This is a genomic window from Vibrio sp. S/42/10 (assembly GCF_029890535.1).
GTDB classification, from domain to species: domain Bacteria; phylum Pseudomonadota; class Gammaproteobacteria; order Enterobacterales; family Vibrionaceae; genus Vibrio; species Vibrio cyclitrophicus.
Window position 1 is genome coordinate 155,234 of record NZ_JAKMZC010000010.1, and the last position, 26,324, is coordinate 181,557.

General features: G+C 44.7%; 19 protein-coding genes. 10 read left to right on the forward strand and 9 right to left on the reverse strand.

What is annotated here, in order from left to right; genetic code table 11:
- Positions 1-176: 176 nt before the first annotated feature.
- The 5 genes from hutH to hutC form a co-directional block, all read right to left on the reverse strand.
- Entirely contained in the window at positions 177-1,709 is a 1,533-nt protein-coding gene (gene hutH / locus L8S15_RS12945) for a histidine ammonia-lyase (RefSeq protein WP_010438256.1), read from the reverse strand.
- A 14-nt stretch (positions 1,710-1,723) separates the two neighbouring features.
- Entirely contained in the window at positions 1,724-3,418 is a 1,695-nt protein-coding gene (gene hutU / locus L8S15_RS12950) for a urocanate hydratase (protein WP_017078666.1), read from the reverse strand.
- A gap of 66 nt (positions 3,419-3,484) precedes the next feature.
- A complete protein-coding gene (hutG, locus tag L8S15_RS12955; protein WP_280573428.1) occupies positions 3,485-4,531 on the reverse strand; it encodes a formimidoylglutamase in 1,047 nt (348 codons plus the stop codon).
- The gene (gene hutI, locus L8S15_RS12960; protein ID WP_280573430.1) at positions 4,518-5,768 is read right to left on the reverse strand and encodes an imidazolonepropionase; all 1,251 of its coding nucleotides are present in this window, start codon (positions 5,766-5,768) and stop codon (positions 4,518-4,520) included. The genes hutG and hutI overlap by 14 nt, the downstream gene beginning before the upstream one ends.
- 113 nt (positions 5,769-5,881) lie before the next feature.
- Positions 5,882-6,595 (reverse strand): histidine utilization repressor, encoded by a 714-nt coding sequence (gene hutC, locus L8S15_RS12965; protein WP_016768279.1) that lies wholly within the window; start codon positions 6,593-6,595, stop codon positions 5,882-5,884.
- A 181-nt stretch (positions 6,596-6,776) separates the two neighbouring features.
- On the opposite strand from hutC, the gene L8S15_RS12970 reads away from it, so the two are divergent.
- The 7 genes from L8S15_RS12970 (at position 6,777) to L8S15_RS13000 (ending at position 12,078) form a co-directional block, all read left to right on the forward strand.
- Entirely contained in the window at positions 6,777-7,520 is a 744-nt protein-coding gene (locus tag L8S15_RS12970) for a sporulation protein (RefSeq protein WP_016796339.1), read from the forward strand.
- Between the two features lie 379 nt (positions 7,521-7,899).
- On the forward strand, positions 7,900-9,828 hold the full coding sequence (gene thrS, locus L8S15_RS12975; RefSeq protein ID WP_280573434.1) for a threonine--tRNA ligase: 1,929 nt from the start codon (positions 7,900-7,902) through the stop codon (positions 9,826-9,828).
- A 2-nt stretch (positions 9,829-9,830) separates the two neighbouring features.
- Positions 9,831-10,382: a translation initiation factor IF-3 gene (gene infC, locus L8S15_RS12980; RefSeq protein ID WP_080572739.1), complete on the forward strand. Its 552-nt coding sequence runs from the start codon at positions 9,831-9,833 to the stop codon at positions 10,380-10,382.
- Positions 10,383-10,486: 104 nt separating this feature from the next.
- Complete coding sequence (gene rpmI, locus L8S15_RS12985; RefSeq protein WP_004738430.1) at positions 10,487-10,681, forward strand: 50S ribosomal protein L35; 195 nt, start codon at positions 10,487-10,489, stop codon at positions 10,679-10,681.
- A gap of 42 nt (positions 10,682-10,723) precedes the next feature.
- Positions 10,724-11,077 (forward strand): 50S ribosomal protein L20, encoded by a 354-nt coding sequence (gene rplT / locus L8S15_RS12990; protein ID WP_004733517.1) that lies wholly within the window; start codon positions 10,724-10,726, stop codon positions 11,075-11,077.
- A gap of 208 nt (positions 11,078-11,285) precedes the next feature.
- Positions 11,286-11,603: a N(4)-acetylcytidine aminohydrolase gene (yqfB, locus tag L8S15_RS12995; RefSeq protein ID WP_016787141.1), complete on the forward strand. Its 318-nt coding sequence runs from the start codon at positions 11,286-11,288 to the stop codon at positions 11,601-11,603.
- 40 nt (positions 11,604-11,643) lie between these two features.
- Positions 11,644-12,078, forward strand: a complete 435-nt coding sequence (locus tag L8S15_RS13000) for a hypothetical protein (RefSeq protein WP_010438294.1) — start codon at positions 11,644-11,646, stop codon at positions 12,076-12,078.
- A 124-nt stretch (positions 12,079-12,202) separates the two neighbouring features.
- On the opposite strand, the gene L8S15_RS13005 is transcribed toward L8S15_RS13000, so the two are convergent.
- The 4 genes from L8S15_RS13005 to L8S15_RS13020 all read right to left on the reverse strand — a co-directional run bounded on the left by L8S15_RS13005 (position 12,203) and on the right by L8S15_RS13020 (position 17,608).
- Positions 12,203-13,441, reverse strand: a complete 1,239-nt coding sequence (locus tag L8S15_RS13005) for a leucine-rich repeat-containing protein kinase family protein (protein WP_016792113.1) — start codon at positions 13,439-13,441, stop codon at positions 12,203-12,205.
- Positions 13,442-13,555: 114 nt separating this feature from the next.
- Complete coding sequence (locus L8S15_RS13010; RefSeq protein ID WP_280573438.1) at positions 13,556-15,130, reverse strand: ATP-binding cassette domain-containing protein; 1,575 nt, start codon at positions 15,128-15,130, stop codon at positions 13,556-13,558.
- A 466-nt stretch (positions 15,131-15,596) separates the two neighbouring features.
- Complete coding sequence (locus L8S15_RS13015) at positions 15,597-16,175, reverse strand: TetR/AcrR family transcriptional regulator (RefSeq protein ID WP_016783912.1); 579 nt, start codon at positions 16,173-16,175, stop codon at positions 15,597-15,599.
- On the reverse strand, positions 16,172-17,608 hold the full coding sequence (locus tag L8S15_RS13020; RefSeq protein WP_010438305.1) for a coniferyl aldehyde dehydrogenase: 1,437 nt from the start codon (positions 17,606-17,608) through the stop codon (positions 16,172-16,174). The genes L8S15_RS13015 and L8S15_RS13020 overlap by 4 nt, the downstream gene beginning before the upstream one ends.
- Before the next feature lie 561 nt (positions 17,609-18,169).
- Between L8S15_RS13020 and speA the strand changes: the two genes are divergently transcribed.
- The 3 genes from speA to L8S15_RS13035 form a co-directional block, all read left to right on the forward strand.
- Positions 18,170-20,077, forward strand: a complete 1,908-nt coding sequence (gene speA / locus L8S15_RS13025; RefSeq protein WP_010438309.1) for an arginine decarboxylase — start codon at positions 18,170-18,172, stop codon at positions 20,075-20,077.
- Positions 20,077-21,003, forward strand: a complete 927-nt coding sequence (speB, locus tag L8S15_RS13030) for an agmatinase (protein WP_010438310.1) — start codon at positions 20,077-20,079, stop codon at positions 21,001-21,003. The genes speA and speB overlap by 1 nt, the downstream gene beginning before the upstream one ends.
- Before the next feature lie 672 nt (positions 21,004-21,675).
- A partial coding sequence (locus L8S15_RS13035; protein WP_280573443.1) for a retention module-containing protein occupies positions 21,676-26,324 on the forward strand: 4,649 nt, incomplete at its 3' end.

The following is a 26,324-nucleotide window of genomic DNA, read 5'->3' on the forward strand; positions in this document are numbered from 1 at the left end:
GTTCTAATGGTCTATCCAGTTAACTTTGCTTATATATCAGTCAATTAGATAAATACGTTGGATGGTATGTGACGATTTTAAGGGAGATATGGCCTTTGGCTCAATGCAACAAGGGCCAATTAATAGCCCTTGTTTATATGATACTTTAATTAGTGTCGACTAAAGTATTTTAAGTACTAGAAACTGCACAAAGTACCTTCTGGCATTAAGTGGTTATGAACGGATAATTTGAGTAACAGGTTAGCTTGCTCAATATCTGGAGCAAAATATCGGTCTTTGTCGTAGAAACTCACTTTCTCACGCAGAATCTGCTTCGCCTCTTCCACACGAGGAGAAGATAGATTAGGCGCTCGGAAGTCTAGCCCTTGTGCTGCTGCTAAATATTCTACTGCCAATATTCCACGGGTGTTTTCAGCCATGTATCTAAGCCTACGCGCGGCAAAGGTGGCCATTGATACGTGGTCTTCTTGGTTGGCAGAAGTAGGTAGGCTGTCTATTGACGCCGGATGAGCCAAGGTTTTGTTCTCACTTGCCAATGCTGCAGAGGTAACCTGAGCAATCATAAAGCCAGAGTTCACGCCGCCGTTATCGACCAAGAAAGGTGGAAGTTTGCTTAGCGCGCTATCGATTAGCAGTGCCATTCTTCGTTCTGACAAGCTGCCTATCTCAGCGATTGCTAGTGCCAGGTTATCGGCTGCCATTGCGACGGGTTCGGCGTGGAAATTACCACCTGAAATGATGTCACCATCGTCAGCGAAAACCAGCGGGTTGTCGGATACTGAGTTCGCTTCAACATTTAAAATTTCAGCTGAATTGCGAATCTGCTGTAAGCAGGCACCCATCACTTGAGGCTGACAACGCAGCGAGTAAGGGTCTTGAACCTTTTCGCAGCAAGTATGTGATTCACCAATCTCACTCTTTTGATCAAGCATGTGACGGTAAGCAAGTGCTGCATCCATTTGGCCACGATGACCACGAACGCGGTGTATACGAGGGTCAAACGGACGACGACTACCTAGCGCTGCTTCTACAGACATCGCACCACACACGGTTGCAGACGCAAACAAGTCTTCAGCTGCGAACAGACCTTCTAATGCAAAGGCGGTTGATGCTTGTGTGCCGTTTAACAGCGCTAAACCTTCTTTAGGCGCTAGTGTGATAGGTTCCAAGCCAGCGATTTGCATTGCTTCTAAGCCTGTGATGATTTTTCCGTTGTGACGTGCTTGGCCTTCACCTAGTAGAACTGTACTCATGTGTGCAAGGGGAGCGAGATCTCCAGAAGCTCCTACTGAACCTTTCTGTGGAACACATGGGTAAACCTGCGCGTTCACTAGATCGATAAGAGCATTGATAACCTTGAGTCGGATACCCGAGTAACCACGAGACAAGCTGTTAATCTTAAGTACCATCATCAAGCGCACAGTTTCATCAGACATGAATTTACCGATGCCGGCAGCGTGAGAAAGTACGATACTTTTCTGTAGTACTTCTAAATCTTCAGGGGCAATTTTGGTATTCGCTAATAAGCCAAAACCCGTGTTGATGCCATACACTGTGCGATCTTCAGCAATCACTTGTTCGACAACGTGCATGCTCGCTTCAATATCAGGGATTGCTGCTGGATCGAGTGATAAATTTACAGGGCTGCGGCTAATCTTACGCAGTTCAGGTAGGCCAAGAAGTCCTGGCTTAAGTAATAAATTCAACATGTTTTCTCCAGACATTAAAGGCGACGAAGTTCTTCGTTTAGCATAGGTAAATCAAGCTTCTGCTCTTTAGCACACTGCTTGGCAATATCGTAACCCGCATCAGCATGACGCATAACGCCAGTTGCCGGGTCATTGTGAAGTACACGAGCAATACGCTGTGATGCATCTTCACTGCCGTCACAACAAATCACCATACCTGAGTGTTGTGAGAAGCCCATGCCAACGCCGCCACCATGGTGGAGAGAGACCCATGTTGCGCCGCCTGCAGTATTCAGCAGAGCGTTCAATAGAGGCCAATCTGAAACGGCATCTGAGCCATCCATCATGCCTTCTGTTTCACGGTTCGGGCTTGCCACTGAACCTGAATCTAGGTGGTCACGACCGATAACAACCGGTGCTTTCAGTTCACCATTTTTAACCATTTCATTGAATGCTTGGCCTAAACGTTCACGATCTTTCAAACCGACCCAACAAATACGAGCGGGTAGACCTTGGAACTGAATGCGTTCACGTGCCATATCTAGCCAGTTGTGTAGATGTGGGTTGTCTGGAATCAGTTCTTTTACTTTTTGGTCTGTTTTGTAGATGTCTTCAGGGTCGCCAGATAGAGCAGCCCAACGGAATGGACCGACACCTTCACAAAATAAAGGCCGTATATAGGCTGGAACGAAGCCTGGGAAATCAAACGCGTTTTCCACGCCTTCTTCAAGTGCCATTTGGCGAATGTTGTTGCCGTAATCGACGGTCGCAGCACCACGGTATTGCAGGTCTAGCATAGCTTGTACTTGAATGGCCATGGACTGCTTAGCGGCTTTCACTACTTTAGCTTCATCAATGGTTCGTTCTTGCGCTGCTTTCTCCATTGTCCAACCTTGAGGCAAGTAGCCGTTCAGTGGATCGTGAGCAGAGGTTTGGTCGGTGACTACGTCAGGCGTGATATTGCGTTCAACAAGCTCTGGGAATACGTCTGCTGCGTTACCAAGCAAGCCGACAGAGATTGGTGTGTCTGACTCTTTAATCATTGCCATCGCTTCATCGATGCTGGTGGCTTTTTTGTCTACATAGCCAGTACGCAAGCGGTAATCGATTCGTGATTCATCACATTCAACCGCAATCATCGAGAAGCCTGCCATTGTTGCAGCAAGAGGTTGAGCACCACCCATACCGCCAAGACCACCCGTTAGAACCCACTTGCCGTTTGCTTCGCCTTGGAAATGCTTCTTCGCGATAGCAACAAACGTTTCATAAGTACCTTGAACGATGCCTTGAGAGCCAATGTAAATCCAGCTACCGGCTGTCATTTGGCCATACATCATCAAGCCTTCTTTATCGAGCTCATTGAAGTGTTCCCAGTTCGCCCAGTGTGGAACAAGGTTAGAGTTAGCGATCAATACGCGAGGTGCGTTTTTATGAGTCGGGAACACGCCCACAGGTTTACCTGATTGAACAAGTAACGTTTGGTCGTCTTCTAAACGCTCTAATACTTCAACAATCTTGTCATAACATTTCCAATCACGCGCAGCGCGACCAATACCACCATACACAACCAGTGCATGTGGGTGTTCTGCCACATCAGGGTCTAGGTTGTTCATCAGCATACGCAGTGGTGCTTCTGTTAACCAAGATTTAGCGCGCAAAGTGGTGCCATGAGGTGCGCGAATTTCGCGAGTCGTGTCGAGACGAGGGTCACTGTTGTGGTGTTCCGTCATTTTGGAATTCCTTCTGTTTCACGTTATATCGTTGTAGTTGTAGTTGTAGCTATCGGTATAGCTGGATTAGTCACTGGCCATTGCACTGGCTATATCCCAACACAAACGTGCCGCCAATCGAGCCGTTTGGCCATCGATGTCGTAGTCTGGGTTGTATTCCGCAATGTCCGCGATAATGAGTTTTTCACTGTGTTTGAAAATCTGTTCTAGAAAAGGAGCGAGTGCTTCATAACTCACACCTTTTGCCGCTGGTGCACTTACACCCGGCGCTGTCGCTGCTGGGAATACGTCTAGGTCGATAGTGAGATAGAGGTAATCACACTCAGCGATGAATTTTTGTAACTTAACCAGTTGAGCGACTTGGTTTATTTGGGTCATGTTGCGGTCGTGTTCATACCAAACACCCAGTTGGTCAGCTTTGTTAAACAGCGCTTTGGTATTGCTGGCTGCACTCACACCAAGACAAGCGTAATGAAACGGCCACTGATGTTTGTGGCAATAATCGCTGATCTGGTTAAAAGGCGTACCTGAACTGGGTTTAACATCAGCAATGTCGCTTTCGAACTCTCGAAGATCAAAGTGAGCATCAAAGTTAACGATGCCTATTTTAGGTTTGTGCACTGGCTTAACTTTATGAAGGCGTTCCGCTTTATGTAAATGCTCAGCGAGACCTTGAAACGATGCCCAAGCAACTTCGTGACCACCGCCAAGGGTAATCACTTTGTTGGTTGCTAAAGCATTGGCAATCACAGAAGCACACTGTTTTTGACTGACTTCAAGTTGGCCATCATTGCACTCGATATCACCAAGGTCTGCGATGTGAGCGTCACTGTGCCAAGCCATATTAGCCAACGCTTGGCGAATCAGGTTGGGGGCTTGTTTCGCGCCTACGCGTCCTTTGTTTCTTGCAACGCCTGCATCGCTGGCAAAGCCGACCAAAGCGATAGCGCCATCAGTAAGCTCGTTACTTAAATCACTACTTTGCACTTGTTTAGTAACGTGATGTACGCGTGTGCCTAGTGCGCCATCTTCAAGGTCATTGCGTCCCGTCCACACAAAGTTATGTACGGTTTCTGCGTTCTTTTGAATGCTGTTGGACTTAGATTGAGTCATGACACACCTCGCCATTAACAATGCGTTTATGAAGATGAGGAACACCGACTTGATAGCTTAAATCGGCAGGGTGCTCGATATTCCAGATAGCTAAATCAGCGGCATAACCAACTTCAATTTTGCCTCTAGTTTGTGAGTCGCCAATAGCAGCCGCAGCATGACAAGTCACACCGCGTAGCGCTTCTTCAGGCGTTGTGCCAAATAGGGTGCAGCTCATGTTCATCATCAGTGTTAAATCAGCAAAGGGAGACGTGCCGGGGTTTAAGTCGGTCGCGATCGCCATTGGAATGTTGTGTTCGCGAAGCAGGGCGACTGGCGGCTGTTGAGTCTCTTTAAGGAAATAGAAAGCACCGGGAAGTAAAGTGGCAACTGTGCCTGATTTAGCTAGTGCTTTGACTCCGGTTTCATCAAGGTATTCAACATGGTCAACAGAGAGTGCGCCGTATTTAGCTGCAAGCGTACTGCCACCCATATTAGAAAGTTGCTCAGTATGGCCTTTAATCGCGAGCCCGTGTTCTTGGGCTGCTGCAAATACACGTTCGGTTTGTTCTAGATTGAAGCCGATAGATTCGCAAAACACGTCAACCGCATCGGCTAACCCTTGTTCCGCAGCTTTAGGAATGATCTCTTGGCAAACCAAATCGATATAGCTGTCCGGTTGCTCTTTGTATTCGGGCGGCACAGCATGTGCTGCAAGGAGGGTGGTGGTGATCTTAATACGGCGATGATTTTCTAACGCTTTAGCTGCGCGTAACATTTTGAGTTCATCATCAAGCGTTAAACCATAGCCCGATTTTACTTCGATGCTGGTTACGCCACTTCTTAGCAAGCCGTCAAGTCTCGGCAAAGCCATTTCAACCAGTTCGGATTCTTGTGCTGCGCGTGTTGCAGTGACTGTCGCCAGAATGCCGCCGCCTTGCTTGGCGATGTCGGTGTAAGATACACCATTCAAACGCTGCTCAAACTCGTTGGCACGATTACCTGCAAATACAAGGTGGGTGTGGCAATCAATCAGCCCTGGGGTGACTAACTTGTTCTTGCAATCATAGGTGATGTAATCCAAAGAACCATCAACACTTACTTGTTCTAATTCAGAAGCAAGTGCTTCGTGGTTTGAACAAGAGATGGACACGATCTTACCGTTTTCGATAACGATATCTTGAGGGAAAGACGGCTGATAACCATCGGTTCCCGAACTCATGGAGACCACTCGTGCGTTTTTGAGGATCAAATTCATAATCACCTAGATCTTTGCTAAACATTAAATGTATATACAAATAAATAGGCTAAACGCTGACCCGAATCAAGTTGATGTTGCAAAAATGTGATCGGCGATCAGGATGATGTTCTTTAATCTAGAAGTATCTTGGAGCTTAATTTGTACTTAGAGCCAGGATGGTAGAGTAATGCAAAGCTGATGAGACGCTCTTTACTCCACGTTCTTCTATTCAAAAGTAGGCAAGGCTCTGATTCAAAAAGTTTTAGTGACGTTCTGATTTGAGAGTCAGGAATAATGGCTTCAACCGTATGCTCGATAGCACTCAACGGGCAGTTTTTTGAAAGGTATTCGTTGGGCGTAGAGGTTGAAAAGTCTTGCTCTAGATATTTTGGAGCGGCTTGAGAGTTCACCCAACGCGCTTCCAATTGTATCGGTGTATTGTCGGCAAAGTGTATTATTTCACTATAAAACACTTCGGAATTAATCATCACACCTAACCGCGTAGCCGTGCTTTCATCAGCTTTGATGCTATCGTGTTTGATAACTTGGCTAGTATACGTTTGGCCACGGTCTTTGATCTCTTGCGCGATGTTGTTGATATCAAGTAGGGGAGATTGCGCTTTTTCGTCAGGCTCACAAACAAAAGTACCAAGCCTTGGCTTCCTGATGAGTTTGCCTTCAGACACCAGATCTCGAATGGCTTTATTGACCGTCATTCTGCTCACTTTGAACTGCTCGGTGAGTTCGAGCTCTGTGGTTATCTGGTAACCCACTGGCCAGTGACCACTAGTGATATTGTCGTCTATGAACTGTTTTATCTGAAGGTAGAGCGGTGCTTTCGACATAATGAAACCTTATTTGACTATACAAATAGAGTAACGGATTTATTCACGATTTCAACATTTCCTCGGGCAATATGACTTTATTCAACATAGATGGGGCAAATTGCTTGATTCTGTGAGGCAAGTGTCGCAAATTGTGACGCAATAACTATTAGTAAATCAGATAATTAGAAAGGGAAGTAATATGTTTAAGAAATTAAAGGCTTCGTTGGGCATCGGTGCAGCAAAGGTTGATACTGTCTTAGATAATATTGAAGTTTTCCAAGGTGGAGAGTTGTCTGGCAATGTTCACATTTTTGGTGGTGACGTTGAGCAACAAATCGACCTGATCAACTTGGTTCTCAACACAGAAGTTAAAGTAGAAACAGAAGATAGCACCAGTTACGAAACCTTTTCACTGGGTTGCATTCAAGCCGTAGAACCTTTCGTTATCCAACCGGGCGAAACCAAACTGGTGCCATTCCGTCTCAAGTTAAATGATGAAACGCCAGTCACCGCGTTGAACGCACAAATGAACCAATGTCATGTGTGGGTTGAAACCAACCTAGATATCGGCTTCGCGATCGATCCTAAAGACCGTGACTTTATCTCCGTACACCCACTGCCAACAGTTGCTAAAATCATCCAAGGTGTTGAGGCATCGGGCATGGCCATGGTGAAAGCAGACGTAGAGAAGGGTTTCTTAAAAGGCAACAGCTTTGCTTCTCGTTCGGGCTGTTACCAAGAGATTGAATTTCGCAGTGGCGGTTTCATGAACAAAAAAGAGATCGAGCTGTCATTCATCGTTGAAGGTTCAATGGTTCACTGCCTAGCAGAAATCGACCGCTCAATGAGCTTCCGTGGCGACCAATACATTTCATTCAGCTTACCAGCAAACGCGGCTGACTCAGATATCCGCAACGCTGTATCAAGAATCATGAGTGCGTAGTTCCCTTTCTTTTAGTCGTCACTCTGTCTATTAATGGAGACAATACGATTTCTATAGCCGAACTTAACCGTTCGGCTTTTTTGTTTGTAAATAAAGACAAAGAATCAATCATTGAACGTTAGCTTAGGGTGTTAGAAGGCCCTATATAGAAGATACATTTAAGTTATGTAGTTTTTGTGGCGCTGTGGGACTAACATTGTCATTTCATATAATTTCGTTACAATGTTCGGCTACTCACAAATGGGGCATCTGTATTTGCTTCTATGTGGGTATCTTTATTATGCATATATCTCCGATCAACATACTTGTTGGTTGAAAAACATATATTAAACATTTTCATGTGTTGCTTGGTGTGCAACACCACTGTAAAGGACAAATAATGCCAATTATTACTCTTCCTGACGGTAGTCAGCGTCAATTTGACAACCCTGTATCAACTCTAGATGTTGCCCTATCAATCGGTCCTGGTCTTGCGAAAGCAACCATTGCTGGTCGTGTAGACGGCGAGCGAGTTGATGCTTGTGATCTTATCGAAAACGATGCAAGCCTAGAAATCATCACTGCTAAAGATGAAGTTGATGGCCTTGAGATCGTTCGTCACTCTTGTGCTCACCTTTTAGGCCACGCGGTTAAGCAGCTTTTTCCAGAAGCGAAAATGGCGATCGGTCCTACCATCGATAACGGTTTCTACTACGATATCGACCTTGAGCACTCTCTAACGCAAGAAGATCTAGAAAAGATTGAAAAGCGTATGAAAGAGCTAGCGAAGACCAAGTATCAGGTTGTTAAGAAGAAAGTTAGCTGGCAGGAAGCGCGCGACGCATTCGAAGCTCGCGGCGAGACTTACAAGATTGAAATCTTGGACGAGAATGTTTCTAAAGACGATCGTCCAGGTCTGTACCATCACGAAGAATACATCGATATGTGTCGTGGCCCACACGTGCCTAACATGAGCTTCTGTCAGCACTTCACTCTACTTAACGTAGCGGGTGCATATTGGCGTGGTAACAGTGACAACAAGATGCTTCAACGTATCTACGGTACTGCATTCCACGACAAGAAGGCGCTTAAAGCTCACCTTGTACGCCTAGAAGAAGCGGCTAAACGTGACCACCGTAAAATCGGTAAAGCGCTTGACCTATTCCACATGCAGCAAGAAGCACCAGGCATGGTGTTCTGGCACCACAACGGTTGGACTATCTTCCGTGAGCTAGAAGTATTTATTCGTCAGAAACTGACTGAGTACGATTACCAAGAAGTTAAAGGCCCATTAATGATGGACCGTGTTCTTTGGGAACGCTCTGGCCACTGGGATAAGTACGCTGAAGCGATGTTCACTACTTCTTCAGAGAACCGTGAATACGCTATTAAGCCAATGAACTGTCCTGGTCACGTTCAAATCTTCAACCAAGGTTTGAAATCTTACCGTGATCTACCGCTACGTATGGCTGAGTTCGGCTCATGTCACCGTAACGAGCCGTCTGGCGCACTTCATGGCATTATGCGTGTTCGTGGCTTCACTCAAGATGATGCTCACGTATTCTGTACTGAAGACCAAGTTCAACAAGAAGTGAAAGCTTGTATTGAAATGGTTTACGATACTTACATAACTTTCGGCTTCGAAAGCATTGTTGTTAAGCTATCTACTCGTCCAGAGCAGCGTGTAGGTTCAGACGAAATGTGGGACCGTGCAGAGGCTGACCTTAAGCAAGCGCTAGAGGCAATGGACATTGCATACGAGATTCAAGAAGGCGAGGGTGCGTTCTACGGACCTAAGATTGAATTTACTTTGCATGATTGTTTGGACCGCGCTTGGCAATGTGGTACAGTGCAGCTCGATTTTGCATTACCAGAACGTTTAGGTGCTACTTACGTAGGTGAAGATAACGAGCGTCACACGCCAGTTATGATCCACCGCGCGATTTTAGGTTCACTAGAACGCTTCATCGGTATTCTTATTGAAGAATACGCTGGCTTCTTCCCAACGTGGTTGGCGCCAGAACAAGCAGTTGTAATGGGCATTACAGACAAACAGTCTGAATATGTACAAGAAATTACGAAAAAACTGCAAAAAAGTGGATTTAGAGTCAAAGCAGACTTGAGAAATGAGAAGATTGGCTTTAAAATCCGCGAACATACTTTGAAACGTGTACCGTTCATGCTTGTGTGTGGTGACCAAGAAATGGAAGCCGGCGAAATTGCAGTACGTACACGTAAAGGTAAGGACCTTGGTAAATTTAAAGTGGATGACTTTATTTCATACATCCAAGCCGAGGTTTCAAGCCGTAAGCTCAATCTGGAGGAATAGCTATTAAAGGCGGAAGACGTGGCCAACAACCGGCCAAACAAAACCAGCACCGTTTGAACGGTGACATTCGTGGCGTTCGTGAAGTGCGTCTAACTGGCGCAGACGGCGAAGCTGTTGGTGTAGTTTCAATCGCTGAAGCGATGGAAGCTGCAAATGAAGCTGGTATGGATCTTGTAGAGATCAGCCCTAACGCCGAGCCGCCAGTTTGTCGTGTGATGGACTACGGTAAGTTCCTCTTCGAGAAGAGCAAAGCTGCGAAAGAGCAGAAGAAAAAGCAAAAGCAGGTTCAGATCAAGGAAATTAAATTCCGACCTGGAACTGATATTGGAGACTATCAGGTAAAACTACGCAACCTGACTGGTTTCCTTGAAGACGGCAACAAAGTGAAGGTAACAATTCGCTTCCGTGGCCGCGAAATGGCTCACCAAGAAATCGGTGTTGACGTTCTTAATCGTTTGAAAGTAGATACTGAAGAATTTGCAGTTGTCGAATCTTTCCCAACGAGAATTGAAGGTCGCCAGATGATCATGGTGTTGGCCCCTAAAAAGAAGTAATTAACGGCTTTGCAAGTAATAAAACCCTGCAGCCTCAGGTTGCGGGGTTTTATTCGCCCTAATTACTATGTTATTAACAACTCAACAATGCGGAGTTATTCATCATGCCTAAGATGAAAACCAACAAAGGTGCTGCTAAGCGTTTCCAGAAAACTGCTGGTGGTATTAAGTTTAAGCACGCTGGTAAACGTCACATCCTGACTAAGCGTACTACTAAGAACAAGCGTCAGCTTCGTCCGAACTCGATCCTTCCTAAATGTGAAGTTGCTCAAGTTCTACGTATGATGCCATACGCTTAATTCTTTTTAGTTTATAAATTCGTTTAGTTTAGGAGAAGCATAATGCCTCGCGTAAAACGTGGTGTACAAGCTCGTGCACGTCATAAGAAAGTTCTAAAACAAGCTAAAGGTTACTACGGAGCACGTTCACGTGTTTACCGCGTAGCTTTCCAAGCAGTTACCAAAGCTGGTCAATACGCTTACCGTGACCGTCGCAACAAGAAACGTCAATTCCGTCAACTTTGGATTGCACGTATCAACGCGGCATCTCGTCAAAATGGTTTATCTTACAGCCGTTTCATCAATGGCCTTAAGAAAGCATCTATCGAGATCGACCGTAAGATTCTTGCTGACATCGCAGTATTCGACAAAGCAGCATTTGCTGTTCTAGTTGAAAAAGCGAAAGCATCTCTATAATTTAGAGTTAGCTTAAAGGTTTAAGAAAAGGAGAACTTCGGTTCTCCTTTTTTATTGCTTCTAATTTGACTTTTAAAGACTCCCAACTCCTTCCTTCGTCAGTCTTGGGAATGACGAGATGAACTTCCGCATCTAATTTTTATTCGCTTGAACAGGCATTCTGGTATATAAACATCTACCTATTCTTTAATGTTAAGCGACCGAATAAATGAGTGCACCTACCACTATGACGTTCTTCGAACGTTTTGAAGCCGATATCCTTTCTGGCAAGAAGACAATTACTATTCGCGATGAATCTGAGCGCGACTACCAACCAGGTAGCGTTGTGGAAGTATCAACGCTAGAGCAGGGACGTGTATTCTGTAATCTTAAGATTGTTAGCGTTGAACCAATTCTGTTTGATGACTTAGGTGAGTTCCATGCTCAGCAAGAGAATATGACGCTGCAAGTACTGAAAGATGTGATTCAAGATATCTACCCAGGCATTTCTCAGCTGTACGTAGTCTCTTACGAGTTGGTAGCTTAAGCCTTGTTGGATTGGATTGACTAGCTAGGGATGGCGATTGATGAGTAATAACCAGCAGACACTGCTTCAGCTTTACTGTCGCGAACAACAAGACCAGACGTTACTGGCTAAGCATGACTTAGATAGTGATTTGAGCGAGAGTGCCGATTATTTAAAGTGGTGCGAGAGCAAAAGAAACTTTGTTGAAGAAGATGTCTTAGGGCAGACTTGGGTAAAAAGTTGTCCAGCAGGGTACATTACTGAGGTGCACTTTCATTTTGATGGTAGTTTAACGGAATATCGTTTGTTTGACCGATTTGAAACCCAAGGTCATTGGCAGTTAAGAGACGGTTTGTTACACGTCGAGATTCTGAAGGGTGAGAACCACTACCAGTTTGCTGTTGTGGCTCGCGCTGACCTTAATATCCACTCTGCGGTTGAGTATAAGAACGGTGAGTTGCATTCTTACTTGAAGCTGGTTCAAGTTGAACGCTAAACGTTTAGCGATGATTCGTTTTATGAACATATGAAAAAGCCAACAGTGATGTTGGCTTTGTTGTTTTCAATTCGACTGAGTAGTTTAAGTTATTAAGTTATTAAGTTATTAAGTTATTAAGTTATTAAGCTTCGAAGTTCGCCAATCGAGTATAAAGCTCGTTGCCTTGATCTTGTTTTGCACATACCGTCAATAGGTCTTCAATAAAGTACTTCAGTGCACGCGCTTCAATTCGACGAATGCCTTGTTGCTGCTCTTCAGTCAGATAACCGTAGATAGTTGCCGCTCCGAAGTCACCAAAGATCATCTGACCTTGCTCGTTAACTAAAGTGTTGTGTGCGTATAGATCACCATGACAAACTTTATTGGTATGAAGGTGTTCAAACACATCAATCATCTGTTCTGTAATACTATTGATCTGAGCAATTGAAAGCTCGAAGCCTTCGTTGAACGTATCGCGAGTGCAGCTTTCAAGAGTAGGCGGCAAACCTAGGTTGTAGTAGTTGCTCGGGATAAGCTCCATCACCAATGCTAGGTAGTTCTCTTCATCAACTTGAGCGATAGACTTCACTAGATTGCTATGATAACCAGCTTGAAGGCACGCTTCGAGTTCATCGTGTGGGTAACCGTCGCTTGTTACTTCGCCTTTGAATACTTTAACCGCCACTTCTTGTGGGAAATTAAAGTCACCATTTAACCAGTTAGCATGAGAAATCACACCAGACGCACCTTGGCCCAGCACTTGATTGAGTGAGTAGCATTGCGAGCTTACGGCAGGCACGCTATCTAAGCTGCTCGGATGTTTGCAAAACGGGTTACCCGAAAACGCTAACCAAGCCAGTTTTGGTAGCTTGATAAGGAACTCTGGGAATTCAGTCAGTTGGTTTGCAGACAGACGAACCAGTTCAAGGTTTGATAGGTTTTCCATGCTTTCTGGTAAAACGCGAATCTTGTTGCCTGCCAATGCCAGTTTCTGTAGTCGCGGTCTTTCACCTAGCGAGCTAGGCAGAACCTCGATCTCATTGTCGGTCAGGATTAACCAACGTAGTTGAATCGGCAGAGACTGCTCGCTAACGATTTTGATTTGGTTGGTTTTGAAGCCAACCATTTCGAGCTTAGGAAGTGACCCCAGAACATCAGGCAGGTGCGTGAACAGGTTATTCGACGCGAAGATAATACGCAGGTTAGTCAGCTGTGATAACTCTTCTGGTAGATCTGACAGCTGATTGCCTGAAAGGTCTAGGATCTCAAGAGAATCTGCAAGCTCAATGATTTCTAAAGGAAACTCGGTGAGGCCTTCTGACAGTTGTAAGCGCTTAATACCGTTTAGTTGCCCTGATTTTAATTGTTCTAGAGTATGCAAACCTTAGCCTTATGAATAGATGTTCGAGGCGCGTAGTTTACTTGTCTCAATCAAGAAAGGCGAGCACCGGAACGATGCTCGCTTAACTAAACTAAGTGAACGAATTTACGAAGGTTAAAGTCGTATATGGTTTTGGCTGACACCGACCTCCTCAACAAAGTCGCTGTCATGACTCACCAAGATAAATGCGCCTTGGTATTCACGTAAAGCGGACGCCAATATTTGCTTTGAGTCGATGTCTAGGTGGTTGTCCGGTTCATCGAGTAATAGAAGCGGGGAGTCTTGCTTGTGGCTAACGATCAACATCGCCAGCTTCATTTTTTCACCACCACTTAAATGTGCCACTTTTCGGTATACGGAGTCTCGCCTAAACCCGATGCCAGCTAACAAGGTGCGTGCGTCACTTTCTGTCATGCCGCAGCTATGTGTCACCAGGCAATCGAACATGGTATCGTTGGTGTCCAGCAGTCCAAAGTGTTGATCCAAGTATACTGTGGTTCCTAAGCGTTTAATGTAGCCTGTATAGTTCGAGTGTTGCCCATGAATGGCCTTTAACAGCGTCGACTTTCCACACCCATTAGCACCGGTTAAAGAAGACCGTTCCCCTTGCGATAGAGAGAAACTGATTGGTGCACCAGAGCCGTAAACAAGGCGGCAGTTTTCAACGGTTAACAAAGAACTCTTTTTACTGATATTGCTCTGCTGCAGATACAAAGTTTGCGGTTTTAACCGCTCCTTCTGCCCTTTAAGCGACTGAAGTTTATGTTGGTTTTGGTCAATGAGGTTCCTTTGGTTTGTCGCCAGTGCGGCTTGGCTTTGACCTGCTTTATCTTTCATTGCATCCAATAATATCTTGGATTGACTACCTGACTTTCTTAGTCGGTTACCCTGAGACTCACGTTGTTGTGCTTTTTCCTTGTTAGTCTGAGCTTGGCGCTCGAGTCGCTTTTTCTCCGATTGATGATGCGCGATCTGCTTGTCTAGCGCTTCGCTTTGGCTAGAAATTTGTTTGTAGTAATCGTCGTAATTTCCTTTATAGAAACGTAGGCCCAAGCTGCTTAAGTGGAAGATCCCCTCCATATGTTTTAATAAGCTTCGATCATGGCTAACAATAAGTACTTTGCCTGCAAACAACTGGCATTGTTCGAGTACCCAGTTGCGACCGTCACTGTCCAAGTGGTTTGAAGGCTCATCGAGAATTAGTATCTCGTTGTTTGATGTGAATAATTGATGAAGCTGTAACAGGGCGAGTTGCCCGCCACTCAGAGAGCAACAAAGCGTGTTCAAATCACTAATTATTTTCAATGTAGCGAGAAGCTGCTTAGTACGGGCGACTAAATCCCAATCATCGCCAATGATATTGAAGTGCTGAATTTCGCAGCTACCTTGTTCTATGGCGTGTAATGCGCCTAACTTTTTGGTGATCCCCAAGAAGTCAGCGATGGTGATGTTTGTATCCAGTAGCGCTGATGGCAACTGAGAGTAAAAACCAATCGAACCTTGGCGCGAAACATTGCCTGATGTTGGCTGTATTTGCCCGAGCAGTAACGAAAGCAGTAGTGACTTCCCAGCTCCATTTCTGCCGACTAGGCCGGTGAGGCGAGTGCTCAAATTAAAGGTGATGTCTTTGAATAACCATTCACCAGTATCAAGCTGGAATGAGAGATTGTTGGCTAATATAATAGGCATGTAAATACCTCCCTTTACGTGTAAACGAGTAAAAGGGGTGAGGCGCTTTTCTGGATAGACTCCTACGTGGGATTCTATGTCTAGATCGCCAAAGACATTACTTAAGTAGGATGACAGCAAAAGATAGAGATTATCTTGCTGAAATGCTTTCTTTATTCAAGTTGATGATCTTAAAGAGGTTGGTCTTAAATCGACTGCTCTTCAATAGCTTGATTTTTCAAGAAATAGATGACGAAGTAACGCCCACTAACCCCTAGTGTCCAAATGATTTTTATAAAAATAAATCGGATGTCAGGATGTTAGTACTTCATTATGGCGTTATTCTCTTTTGAAATGATGGTGGGATGTTACTGAAAGAAGGTGTTGAAAGTCAATATGATGAAGTGACTAAAATGTATCCAAATAATTAAAGCGCCAGTGAGGCGCTTTAATTACTTGATAGCGGAGAATCTAGAGAGCAGAAGGTCTATTGTATTTGCCCACCAATGGCTCGCCAACACATATCAAAGCTATCGTTGATGTACTTCGATGTTTTCTCTGGCGGAGATTCGCTCTGCTCAATGAGCCAGTTTGCACAAATCAAAAAGTGGCTATGGATGAAGTGCCTAACAAGATCAATGTTTAATGACATCAATTCACCGTCTTCTTGTCCTTTCAAAATGATCTCGTCTAACGATGCGAACATCTGTGAAACAATGACTTCTCGAGTTTGAGTCGTTGGGTCGAAATGAACATTGGTGAAGAACTTCATCGCAACTGGATTCTCTAGTGCCCATTCAATCCCTGTTATCCACATGAACTTAAAGGCTTGGTAGCGATCTTGTTCTGCTATACCTGTGTGTGGTTGAAGGGTCGAGAACAGTTCTAGCTTCAAATCGCGAAACAATTCGTCTATCAATAGAGATTTGTTTTCGAAGTGGTGAAACAGCGTTGCTTTCGCTACACCGGCTGTTTTCGCTATTTGTCCGGTAGATGTGCCCTCTAACCCTTGTTGAGAGAAGAGAAGGAGCGCTGCATCTAAGATTTTTTGTCTTTTCGTAATCATCTATTAAGTACTTTGAACAGAAGCTTTTTAATTGGGTTGTTGTAAGGAGGGTGCATTAACTTGGTGAAGTTAATTTTTCCTCTACTTAGAACGGTTTTGGCATGGCTAAAGGTCTTGAAGCCTTCAATGCCGTGGTAGTGTCCCATGCCTGAAGGGCCAATGCCACCGAACGGCGCATCTTCTGCAGCCACGTGTACTAGAGAGTCGTTAATACAAACACCGCCAGAATGCGTGTTCGATAAGAACTGATCTTGGATCTGTTTATCATGACTCATCAGGTACAGAGCAAGTGGACGTTCTCTGGTTGTGATGTAGTTAATCGCTTCTTCAATAGAATCATAAGGCACGATAGGCAGAACAGGGCCAAACAACTCTTCTTGCATTGCGATCATATCTTCGTTCACTTCTGTTAGAAGGTGTGGCGTCATTCTGTGGTTCACATCGTCCTGTGCTTGCTCGGTTACCGTGTGAATAACCGCGCCTTTAGATTGAGCATCTGCAATTACACCCTTCAAACGATTGTATTGGCGCATATCGATCACTGAGGTTAAATCTTTGCTCTCGATACCGTCTTTATATAGCTTGTGGAAGTAACGCTTATAAGCCGTAATGAATGCATCGACTTTTTCTCGTGGTAATAGGATGTAATCGGGAGCTACACAAATCTGACCTGCGTTTAAGCTTTTTGCAAACAGGATGCGTTCAACAGCGTCAGCCACATCAAAGTCAGGGGCGATAATCGTTGGAGACTTGCCGCCTAATTCCAAAGTGACAGGCGTTAAGTTGTCGGCTGCCGCTCTCATTACGTGCTTACCCACAGAGGTCGAGCCGGTAAATAGGATATGGTCAAACGGCAGTTGGCTAAATTTAGCAGAAACGTCAGCTTCGCCTTCGATAATTGCGACCTGATCTTCATTAAAGCCTTCAGCCAGCATGGCTTTTAAAACACGGTTGGTCGCAGGAGTAAACTCAGACATCTTGAGCATCGCAGTGTTACCCGCCGCTAACGCCGTGATCAGAGGCCCTAAAGAGAGCATGACAGGAAAGTTCCAAGGCACAATGATGCCGATAACGCCAACAGGTTGATAATGCACAGTTATCTTAGCCGGTGTTAGCATCAAACCTGCTTTACGGCGCGATGGCTTTAACCATTTCTTAAGATTCTTATCACTGTAATTAATTTGGTGAAGAGAAGGGGTAATATCAGCGATCAAGCTATCGTGTTTTGCGCGATGACCATAATCTTCAGACACTGCGTTAATCAATTGCTCTTGGTTGCGTATTAGTAATGCTTTTAAGGTGGAGAGATTTTTTCTTCTCTGCTCAAGCGTAGGATTAACATTATTGCGGTAGTGATCTTTTTGTCGGTTGAAGATCTGATCCATGTCGTTAATGCTCGACGGGTTTGGTTCAAAGTCTAGATTATGGCTCATAGTATCTCCTAAATTCGAAAGCTGACCGATTGGTTGGTCAGTTAAATCTACGCGAAGATTTCGACGTTTACAAGAGATGAACGGAAAAAGCTCAATATTTGAGCGGTCACAACGTTGAAGCGAGCGGTTTTTAGTTGGAAAAACGAGGTACTAATGGGTACAGAATCATAGGGTATATGCAGTGCTGGTGATAATGGGAGCTCTGACTGAGAAGTGCTGATATTTGTCATGACCTTGACTTAACCTCACTTATTTTTCGAAAAACTTGATGTATAACTAGCATTTTTTGCACCTAAATTTTTGTGGGAAAGTGCTTGAGTTGTGATGCATTTCAGCCTGTTTTCTAGCCTAAAACCTTGTAATTCCTTACTTGTCACTTTAAGTCGGATCGTCGATAAAAAAATGTAATCGTAACCACAAATATCAATGGTTGGACTCACTCTTAATAATATCGGTTAATGCAGCCAACAAATCGTTTTTGAGCGTTTTTTGTTGGGTTATACCTCGCTATTCCAAAGAGGTATCTTCTGTCGATGGCCCTATAGTGTGAGGTCTCTAGAATTGGAAAATTCGGTTAATTTGGAACGCATCCGTGCTGAGTATAATGTAAAGCACTGGAGCCAAGGTTTTTATGGAATTGATGATAACGGCGAGGTGTATGTTTCACCGAGCGAAACCGATCATCAAGTTCCGCTTAGTCAGATCGTAAAACAGTTAGAGCAGCGAAATATTGGTTTGCCTGCTCTTGTGCGTTTTCCTCAAATAGTGCATCAACGTGTGCACAATATCTGTAACGCATTTAACCAAGCGATCGACGAATATCAGTACGACAACCGTTACCTGCTTGTTTACCCGATTAAAGTGAACCAGCAGAAAGAAGTGGTTGATGAGATCTTAGCGAGCCAAGCTCAATTAGAGCAGAAGCAATTGGGCCTAGAAGCGGGTAGCAAGCCTGAACTATTAGCGGTATTGGCGCTGGCTCAAAAAGCGAGCTCGGTGATTGTGTGTAATGGTTACAAAGACAGAGAATACATCCGTCTTGCGCTGATTGGCGAAAAGCTAGGTCATAAAGTATTTATCGTTCTAGAGAAGCTATCAGAACTTGATCTTGTTCTTTCTGAAGCGAAAGCGCTTGGCGTGAAACCTCGTTTAGGTTTGCGTATTCGTCTTGCTTCTCAAGGTGCAGGTAAATGGCAAGCAAGTGGTGGCGAAAAGTCGAAGTTTGGATTGTCTGCATCACAAGTATTGACCGTTATTGAACGTTTAAAAGCAGAAGACCAACTCGATGTTCTCGAGTTAGTGCATTTCCATCTTGGCTCACAAATGGCCAATATTCGTGATGTGCGAAATGGCGTGAGTGAAGCGGCGCGTTTCTATTGTGAACTGCGCGATATCGGGGCTCAATTGAAGTACCTCGATGTGGGTGGCGGTTTGGCGGTTGATTACGACGGCACACGCAGCCAGTCTTCAAACTCAATGAACTACGGCTTGCTTGAGTACGCTCGAAACATTGTGATGACAGTCGGGGACATTTGCAAGCTCTACAATCAGCCACAACCTGTGATTATTTCGGAATCTGGTCGTTCGTTGACTGCGCATCACGCTGTGCTTGTGACTAATGTGATCGGTACAGAAAGCTATTTTCCGGAAGATATGGCGGCTCCAGAAGCTGACGCACCAATGTTGCTACACAACATGTGGAAGAATTTCTTAGAACTAGATGCAGGCAACGATGACCGAGCGTTGATCGAGATCTATAACGACACTCAGAGTGATATCGCAGAAGCGCACAACCAGTTTGCAACAGGCATGCTGAATCTTCAGCACCGTGCTTGGGCAGAGCAGATGTCTTTGCGTATTAACTACGAACTTAGCTCTCGTATGAGCACTAAGAACCGTTACCACCGTCCTATTTTGGATGAGCTGAGCGAGCGTTTAGCCGACAAGTTCTTTGTTAACTTCTCGTTGTTCCAATCGTTGCCAGATGCTTGGGGTATCGATCAGGTATTCCCTGTGTTGCCTCTAAGTGGTTTGGATAATGCGGACGAGCGACGCGCTGTTGTATTGGATATCACCTGTGATTCTGACGGTACGATTGATCAGTACGTTGACGGTCAAGGTATTGAAACGACTCTGCCAGTTCCTGCATGGAACCCAGATGAACCATACCTGATGGGCTTTTTCTTAGTAGGCGCATACCAAGAGATCTTGGGTGATATGCATAACCTATTTGGTGATACCCACAGTGTCGTGGTGAATGTTGATGAAAGTGGTCAAGCGAATATCGACTACATCAATGAAGGCGATACGGTTGAAGACATGATGCGTTATGTTCACATCGATACGGATCTGATTCGTCAGAACTACAAAGATTTGGTCACGGCGAAAGTACCAGATCAAGAGCAACAAAGCGTACTTGAAGAGTTAGAGCAAGGCTTGATGGGTTACACCTATCTTGAGGATTTTTAATGAACGATCTATTTACTAAACCAGATTACTCGCTGTACTCCAATGCAATGACGTTTATGCGTCGTCCATTGGTGCAAAATCCAATCGACAATGATGCTGATGTGGTTGTGCTGGGCGCGCCGTTAGATATGGCTACGTCGGGTCGACCGGGGGCTCGTATGGGGCCTGATGCGATTCGTCGTGCGTCGGTGAACTTGGCGTGGGAAGGCAAAAAATTCCCTTGGGACTTCAATGTATTTGAACATACTTCAGTGATTGATGCTGGCGACCTTGTGTTTGATTGTGGTGATGCAGAAGACCTAACTCAACGTTTGGAAGCGGCGGCTGATGCGATTCTAAGCAGTGGTAAAACTCTGTTAGGTTTAGGTGGCGATCACTTCATTACACTGCCTTTACTTAGAGCATACGGCAAGAAGTACGGTGAGATGGCTTTGATTCACTTCGACGCGCACACTGACACTTACAGTCAGGGCAGTCGTTACGATCACGGCACTATGTTCTACCATGCGCCAAATGAAGGTTTAATTTCGCCTGAACATTCAGTGCAAATTGGTATTCGTACAGAGTACAAGCAGGAAGGCCACGGCTTTAACGTTATTAACGCGATGCAAGCGAACGACATGAGCGTGGACGAGATCATTGCTCAAGTGAAAGGCATTGTCGGTGATAAGCCAGTTTACCTAACGTTTGATATCGATTGTCTGGATCCTGCTTTTGCCCCAGGTACAGGTACTCCGGTATGCGGCGGTTTGAATTCAGATAAAGTTTTGAAAATCATCCGAGGCCTGCAAGGCATCAATATGGTTGGTATGGACGTTGTAGAAGTTTCTCCAGCGTATGACCAAAGCGAGATTACAGCATTAGCTGGTGCGACGATTGCTCTCGAGCTGCTTTACGTTTGGACGGCGAGCCGCTTAACAAAATGACACTAGTGGTTAGTTGTATTTGTTAGCTAACCGAACGTGTCACCTATTTATTCAGAAGCCCATCAGGTTGAACCTGATGGGCTTTTTGTTTTTAAGAGAACTAAAATCAAAGGTTTAGGGCTGTGAAAATCGTCTTGCCGTTTCCGTGAACTAATGTGCCGATAGCTACGTAACATACAAGCTATAGCATGGCTTTTGAGCGAAAATTCATCACCTTGATCTTGAGTAATGTCTCAAAGCTGGGACTTACCTCACTTTACTAACGATGGATAGCTCACCTCAACTAATACCCTGTATTCGTTAATGATTTATCAATTTGATTACTGTATATATTTATAAAATGAAAAGGTGCAATTACATTGTGAAATCACTTGTATATTAATCGGCATCCTACTAACTTTTAGCTAGTCTTTTTAAGCTTTCAAAGAAAGCTTAAATATTAGAAAAGACGTCTCTTAGCACAGACATGGCATTTTTTATGGGGAAGACTAGGCTTAAGAGTAAGTAAACTATAATAAAACAGGTGAAATACATCTCTCCAAGGGTGGTTTGGACATAAGAACGAATTGTCATTGAAAAGAGCTAAGTATGAGTTTGATTAAAACCTGAAATTGCTATTACAAATAATTTTCACAGCTCTGAAGAACAGTGCTTTGTGACAACGGGGGATGTATGGATATTGAAGTTTCGCGCCAGGCTGCAGTAGTTGAAGCTATGAGTGGTGATGTTGTCGTAGTTAAGCCTGACGGCAGTGCAAGAAAGGTTTCAGTTGGCGATACTATCCGTGCAAATGAGATCGTTATTACTTCGAACGGATCGGAAGTTCTATTAGGTGTTCAAAACGCTGCTATTCCAGTTGGCGAGAATTGTGTCGGTTGTGTTGATAATAATGTTGCGTGGGCAGAGGTACCAATTGCCGGTGAGGTTAATTTCGATTCAGAGCAAGCGGACGCCGGAACCTTTACCGACGATGACCTTGCTGCTATCCAAGACGCAATTTTAGGTGGTGCCGACCCAACTCAAATATTAGAGGCAACGGCGGCTGGTGGCGGGCTGGGTTCTGCAAATGCTGGCTTCGTGACCATCGATTACAACTATACGCAAACTCAACCGACAACTTTTTTTGAAACCACAGGGCTAGACGACGAAGTTACAGAAGAACCTCGCGAAGAGTTCCGATCGATAACCCGCTCATCTGGCGGTCAATCAATCAGTGGAGTGCTCACTGAAGGTTCCATTTCTGATAATACCTATCCCCAGTCTATTACATCTACAGAGACGATAATTGCCGGCAGTTTAGCGCTCGCACCTGATTCTTTTACCCCAGAAACGTTATCCCTCGCGTCACTACTTAGTGAACTTAATAGCGACATTACCTCAAGCGGTCAGCCCGTCACCTTCACGTATGACGCGGTGACCAATTCTATCGTTGGTGTGCAAGGTTCTGACGAAGTATTACGTATCGACATTGAAGCCGTCAGTGTTGGCAATAACATTGAGCTTTCTTTAATCACAACGATTTCTCAGCCGATTGATCACGTACCGTCTGTTGGCGGTGGCCAGGTTTCCTACACTGGCGACCAAATTGATATCGCCTTCGATATTCAAGGTGAAGACAGCGCTGGGAATCCGCTAGCAACACTCGTCAACGCACAAGTTTCAGTGTTTGATGGGATAGATCCGTCTGTTGAAAGTGTAAATATCACTAACGTTGAAACTAGCAGCACTGCAATCGAAGGAGCTTTCTCAAATATTGGTAGTGATAACCTTCAATCAGCCGTATTTGATGCAAGTGCACTGGAGCAGTTTGATGGGTTGCTCAGTGATAATCAAAACACGCTCGCCAGACTTTCTGATGATGGGACAACGATTACTCTGTCCATCCAAGGCCGAGGTGAGGTTGTTCTCACTATCTCGCTTGATACCGATGGCACCTATAAATTCGAGCAGTTTAAACCGATAGAGGAAGTTGGTAGTGATACTCTCTCGTTTGCTTTGCCGATAACCGTTACTGATTTTGACCAAGATGTCATACAGAATATTATCAACATTGCGATTACTGATGGCGACAGTCCCGTTATTACTAATATTGACAGTATTGATGTCGATGAGTCGGGAGTCGTTGGTGGCTCACAAGAGGGGACTGCGACAGTATCTGGAAGTGGTAGTGTTACTGCGGATATTTTTGACAGTGATATCATCGACCATTATGAGCTTGAGCCGACGGAGTTTAATACTGATGGTTCTTTAACTTCTAATGGCGAAGCCGTACTGCTCGAGCTTATTGATCAAACTAACGGTGTAAGAACTTACGAAGGCTATGTTGATGTCAATGGTTCTAGAATTACAGTCTTTGACGTTAAAGTGGATAGCCCGTCATTGGGGAACTATGAATTCACTCTATACGAAGAGCTATCTCACCAAGGTGCTGAAGATGTGCTGCTAACCTTTGCATTGCCAATTTATGCCGTTGATGCGGATGGTGACCGCTCTGCACTGTCTGAAGGTTCGAACACCCCAGAAGCTGCTGAGATTCTCGTCAATGTTAAAGACGATGTCGTTGAACTCATTGATAAGGTTGAGTCAGTAACGGAACCCACTTTAGCGGGTGATACCATTGTTTCGTATAACCTGTTCAGTTTCGAAGGCGCAGATGGATCTACAATTCAATCGTTTAACTATGATGGTGTTGATTACTCGCTAGATCAAAGCCTGTTCCCCGATGTTACTCAAACTTTCAGTTTTACTGAGGGTGTGGTCACTATCTCGTTGAATGGTGATTTCAGTTTTGAAGTCGCTCGTGATATCGACCACTCAAGCAGCGAAACTATCGTCAAACAGTTTTCATTTTTAGCTGAAGATGGTGATGGCGATATTGATACATCATCACTTGAACTAAGCATTACCGATGGTCAGAACCCAGCCATAGATCTGATTCCACCTGTTACTTTATCTGAAACAGATGTTGCCGATGGTTCTGCACCAAGCGGAAGTGCAGTGAGCGCTACTGAAACGATTACCTTTACTGCAGGCAGTGATGATGTGGCGAGTTTCCGTATTGAACCAACCGAGTTCAATGTAGGTGGAGCTCTGACGTCCAATGGGTTTGCGGTTGAGATAAAAGAGGATTCTGCTAATCCGGGTACTTATATCGGTTTTATAACCGATGGTTCGAATACTGAAATCCCAGTGTTCGCCATTAGTTTCTCGACCACCACACTTGGTGAATACAGCTTTACTTTACTTGAAGCGTTAGACCATGTGGATGGTTTAGATAATAACGATCTGAGCTTCGAACTGCCTGTTTATGCGGTTGATAGTGATGGCGACGATTCACTGGTGTCTCAGCTTAATGTGACCATCGGTGATGATGTCCAAATAATGCAAGATGGCACATTAGATATCGTTGAACCAAATCTGGCTGATGGAACAATCACAACCAATACCATTGATGTGATGCCAAATCAGAGTGCCGATGGTGCGACGATCACTCAGTTCATTTATGACGGTGTTGTAAACACACTGGACCAAAGTATTTCAGGCGAACAGCAATTTAGCTTCACAGAGGGTGAACTGTTTATTACCCTTGAAGGTGAAGTACGTTTTGAGCCGAACCGCGATCTAGACCACTCGGCGAGCGAAGACATCGTGAAGTCGATTGTCGTAACTTCAAGTGACTTCGATAACGATCCGGTGACTTCAACCATTACGCTGACCATTACTGATGGTGACAATCCGATTATTAATACGGTGCCGAGCGTCTTACTTGAAGAAGCTGATTTAATTGATGGCTCATCGCCAAGTGGCAGCGCGGTAAGCTCCACTCAAACCATTACTTTTACCAATCAAAGTGATGATGTGGTTCGTTTCCGTATTGAGCCAACGGAATTTAATACTAACGATGATCTTAAATCGAACGGTCTAGCCGTTGAGTTACGTGAAGACCCGGTAGGGTCGGGTGACTATATTGGTTTTACGACCAGTGCCACAAACATAGAAACTACAGTATTCACATTAAGCTTTAATTCTGGGGCATTAGGCGAATACACGTTCACGCTCATCGAAGCGTTAGACCACCAAGATGCCCGTGGCAACAACGAGCTTAGCTTTGATTTACCTGTTTATGCGGTAGACAGTGATGGCGATGATTCACTGATGTCTTCGTTAAGTGTGACCATCGGCGATGATGTTCAAATTATGCAAGACGGTACGTTAGATATCGTTGAACCAAATCTTGCCGATGGCACTGTGACAACCAACACCATTGATGTGATGCCAAATCAAAGTGCCGATGGCGCGAAGATCACTCAATTCACTTATGACGGTCAACTTCGAACGCTTGACCAAAATGACACTGGCGAGCAGCAGTTTAGCTTCACAGAAGGCGAACTATTCATCACTCTTCAAGGTGAAGTACGCTTTGAGCCTAATCGTAATCTTGACCATACGTTTAACGAAGACATCGTTAAATCAATCGTGGTGACGTCTAGCGATTCCGATAACGATGTGCTGACTTCAACCGTCACGTTGACCATTACTGATGGTGATATCCCAACCATTGATAATGTTCCAACTGTGAACTTGTCGGAAACGAATCTGAGTGATGGCTCTGCACCAAGCGGCAGTGCGGTGAGCTCAACTCAAACCATTACTTACACCACTCAAAGTGATGATGTGACCAGTTTCCGTATTGAACCAACCGAGTTTAATGTTGGTGGTGGGTTGAAATCGAATGGATTTGCGGTCGAGATAAAAGAAGATTCTGCTAACCCAGGTACTTACATCGGCTTTATTACCAATGGTTCGGGCGCTGAAGTGCCAGTATTCACGATTGCCTTCTCTACGAGTACGCTAGGCCAATACACCTTCACTTTACTTGAAGCATTAGACCATGCGGATGGCCTTGCAAATAACGATCTGAGCTTTGATCTGCCGGTTTATGCAGTTGATAGCGATGGCGATGATTCACTGGTTTCTCAGTTAAATGTAACCATCGGTGATGATGTTCAAATCATGCAAGGTGGTACGTTAGATATCACTGAGCCAAATCTTGCAGACGGCACAATCACAACGAATACCATTGATGTGATGCCAGAGCAAAGTGCCGATGGCGCGACGATCACTCAGTTTACTTATGACGGGCAAGTTCGAACTCTGGATCAAACTGACAATGGTGAGCAGCAATTTAGCTTCACAGAAGGTGAGTTGTTCATCACTCTTCAAGGTGACGTGCGCTTTGAGCCAAACCGTAATCTAGACCACACGGTTAACGAAGACATCGTCAAATCGATAGTGGTGACCTCAAGCGATTCAGACAATGA

Excerpts from the sequence above, each read along its gene's own strand:
- thrS (WP_280573434.1), top strand. The coding sequence starts at position 7,900 with ATGCCAATTATTACTCTTCCTGACGGTAGTCAGCGTCAATTTGACAAC.
- L8S15_RS13010 (WP_280573438.1), bottom strand. The coding sequence starts at position 15,130 with ATGCCTATTATATTAGCCAACAATCTCTCATTCCAGCTTGATACTGGT.
- L8S15_RS13015 (WP_016783912.1), bottom strand. The coding sequence starts at position 16,175 with ATGATTACGAAAAGACAAAAAATCTTAGATGCAGCGCTCCTTCTCTTC.
- hutI (WP_280573430.1), bottom strand. The coding sequence starts at position 5,768 with ATGAATTTGATCCTCAAAAACGCACGAGTGGTCTCCATGAGTTCGGGA.
- yqfB (WP_016787141.1), top strand. The coding sequence starts at position 11,286 with ATGAGTGCACCTACCACTATGACGTTCTTCGAACGTTTTGAAGCCGAT.
- speB (WP_010438310.1), top strand. The coding sequence starts at position 20,077 with ATGAACGATCTATTTACTAAACCAGATTACTCGCTGTACTCCAATGCA.
- L8S15_RS13000 (WP_010438294.1), top strand. The coding sequence starts at position 11,644 with ATGAGTAATAACCAGCAGACACTGCTTCAGCTTTACTGTCGCGAACAA.
- rplT (WP_004733517.1), top strand. The coding sequence starts at position 10,724 with ATGCCTCGCGTAAAACGTGGTGTACAAGCTCGTGCACGTCATAAGAAA.
- hutH (WP_010438256.1), bottom strand. The coding sequence starts at position 1,709 with ATGTTGAATTTATTACTTAAGCCAGGACTTCTTGGCCTACCTGAACTG.
- L8S15_RS13020 (WP_010438305.1), bottom strand. The coding sequence starts at position 17,608 with ATGAGCCATAATCTAGACTTTGAACCAAACCCGTCGAGCATTAACGAC.
- L8S15_RS12970 (WP_016796339.1), top strand. The coding sequence starts at position 6,777 with ATGTTTAAGAAATTAAAGGCTTCGTTGGGCATCGGTGCAGCAAAGGTT.
- hutU (WP_017078666.1), bottom strand. The coding sequence starts at position 3,418 with ATGACGGAACACCACAACAGTGACCCTCGTCTCGACACGACTCGCGAA.
- hutC (WP_016768279.1), bottom strand. The coding sequence starts at position 6,595 with ATGTCGAAAGCACCGCTCTACCTTCAGATAAAACAGTTCATAGACGAC.
- hutG (WP_280573428.1), bottom strand. The coding sequence starts at position 4,531 with ATGACTCAATCTAAGTCCAACAGCATTCAAAAGAACGCAGAAACCGTA.
- rpmI (WP_004738430.1), top strand. The coding sequence starts at position 10,487 with ATGCCTAAGATGAAAACCAACAAAGGTGCTGCTAAGCGTTTCCAGAAA.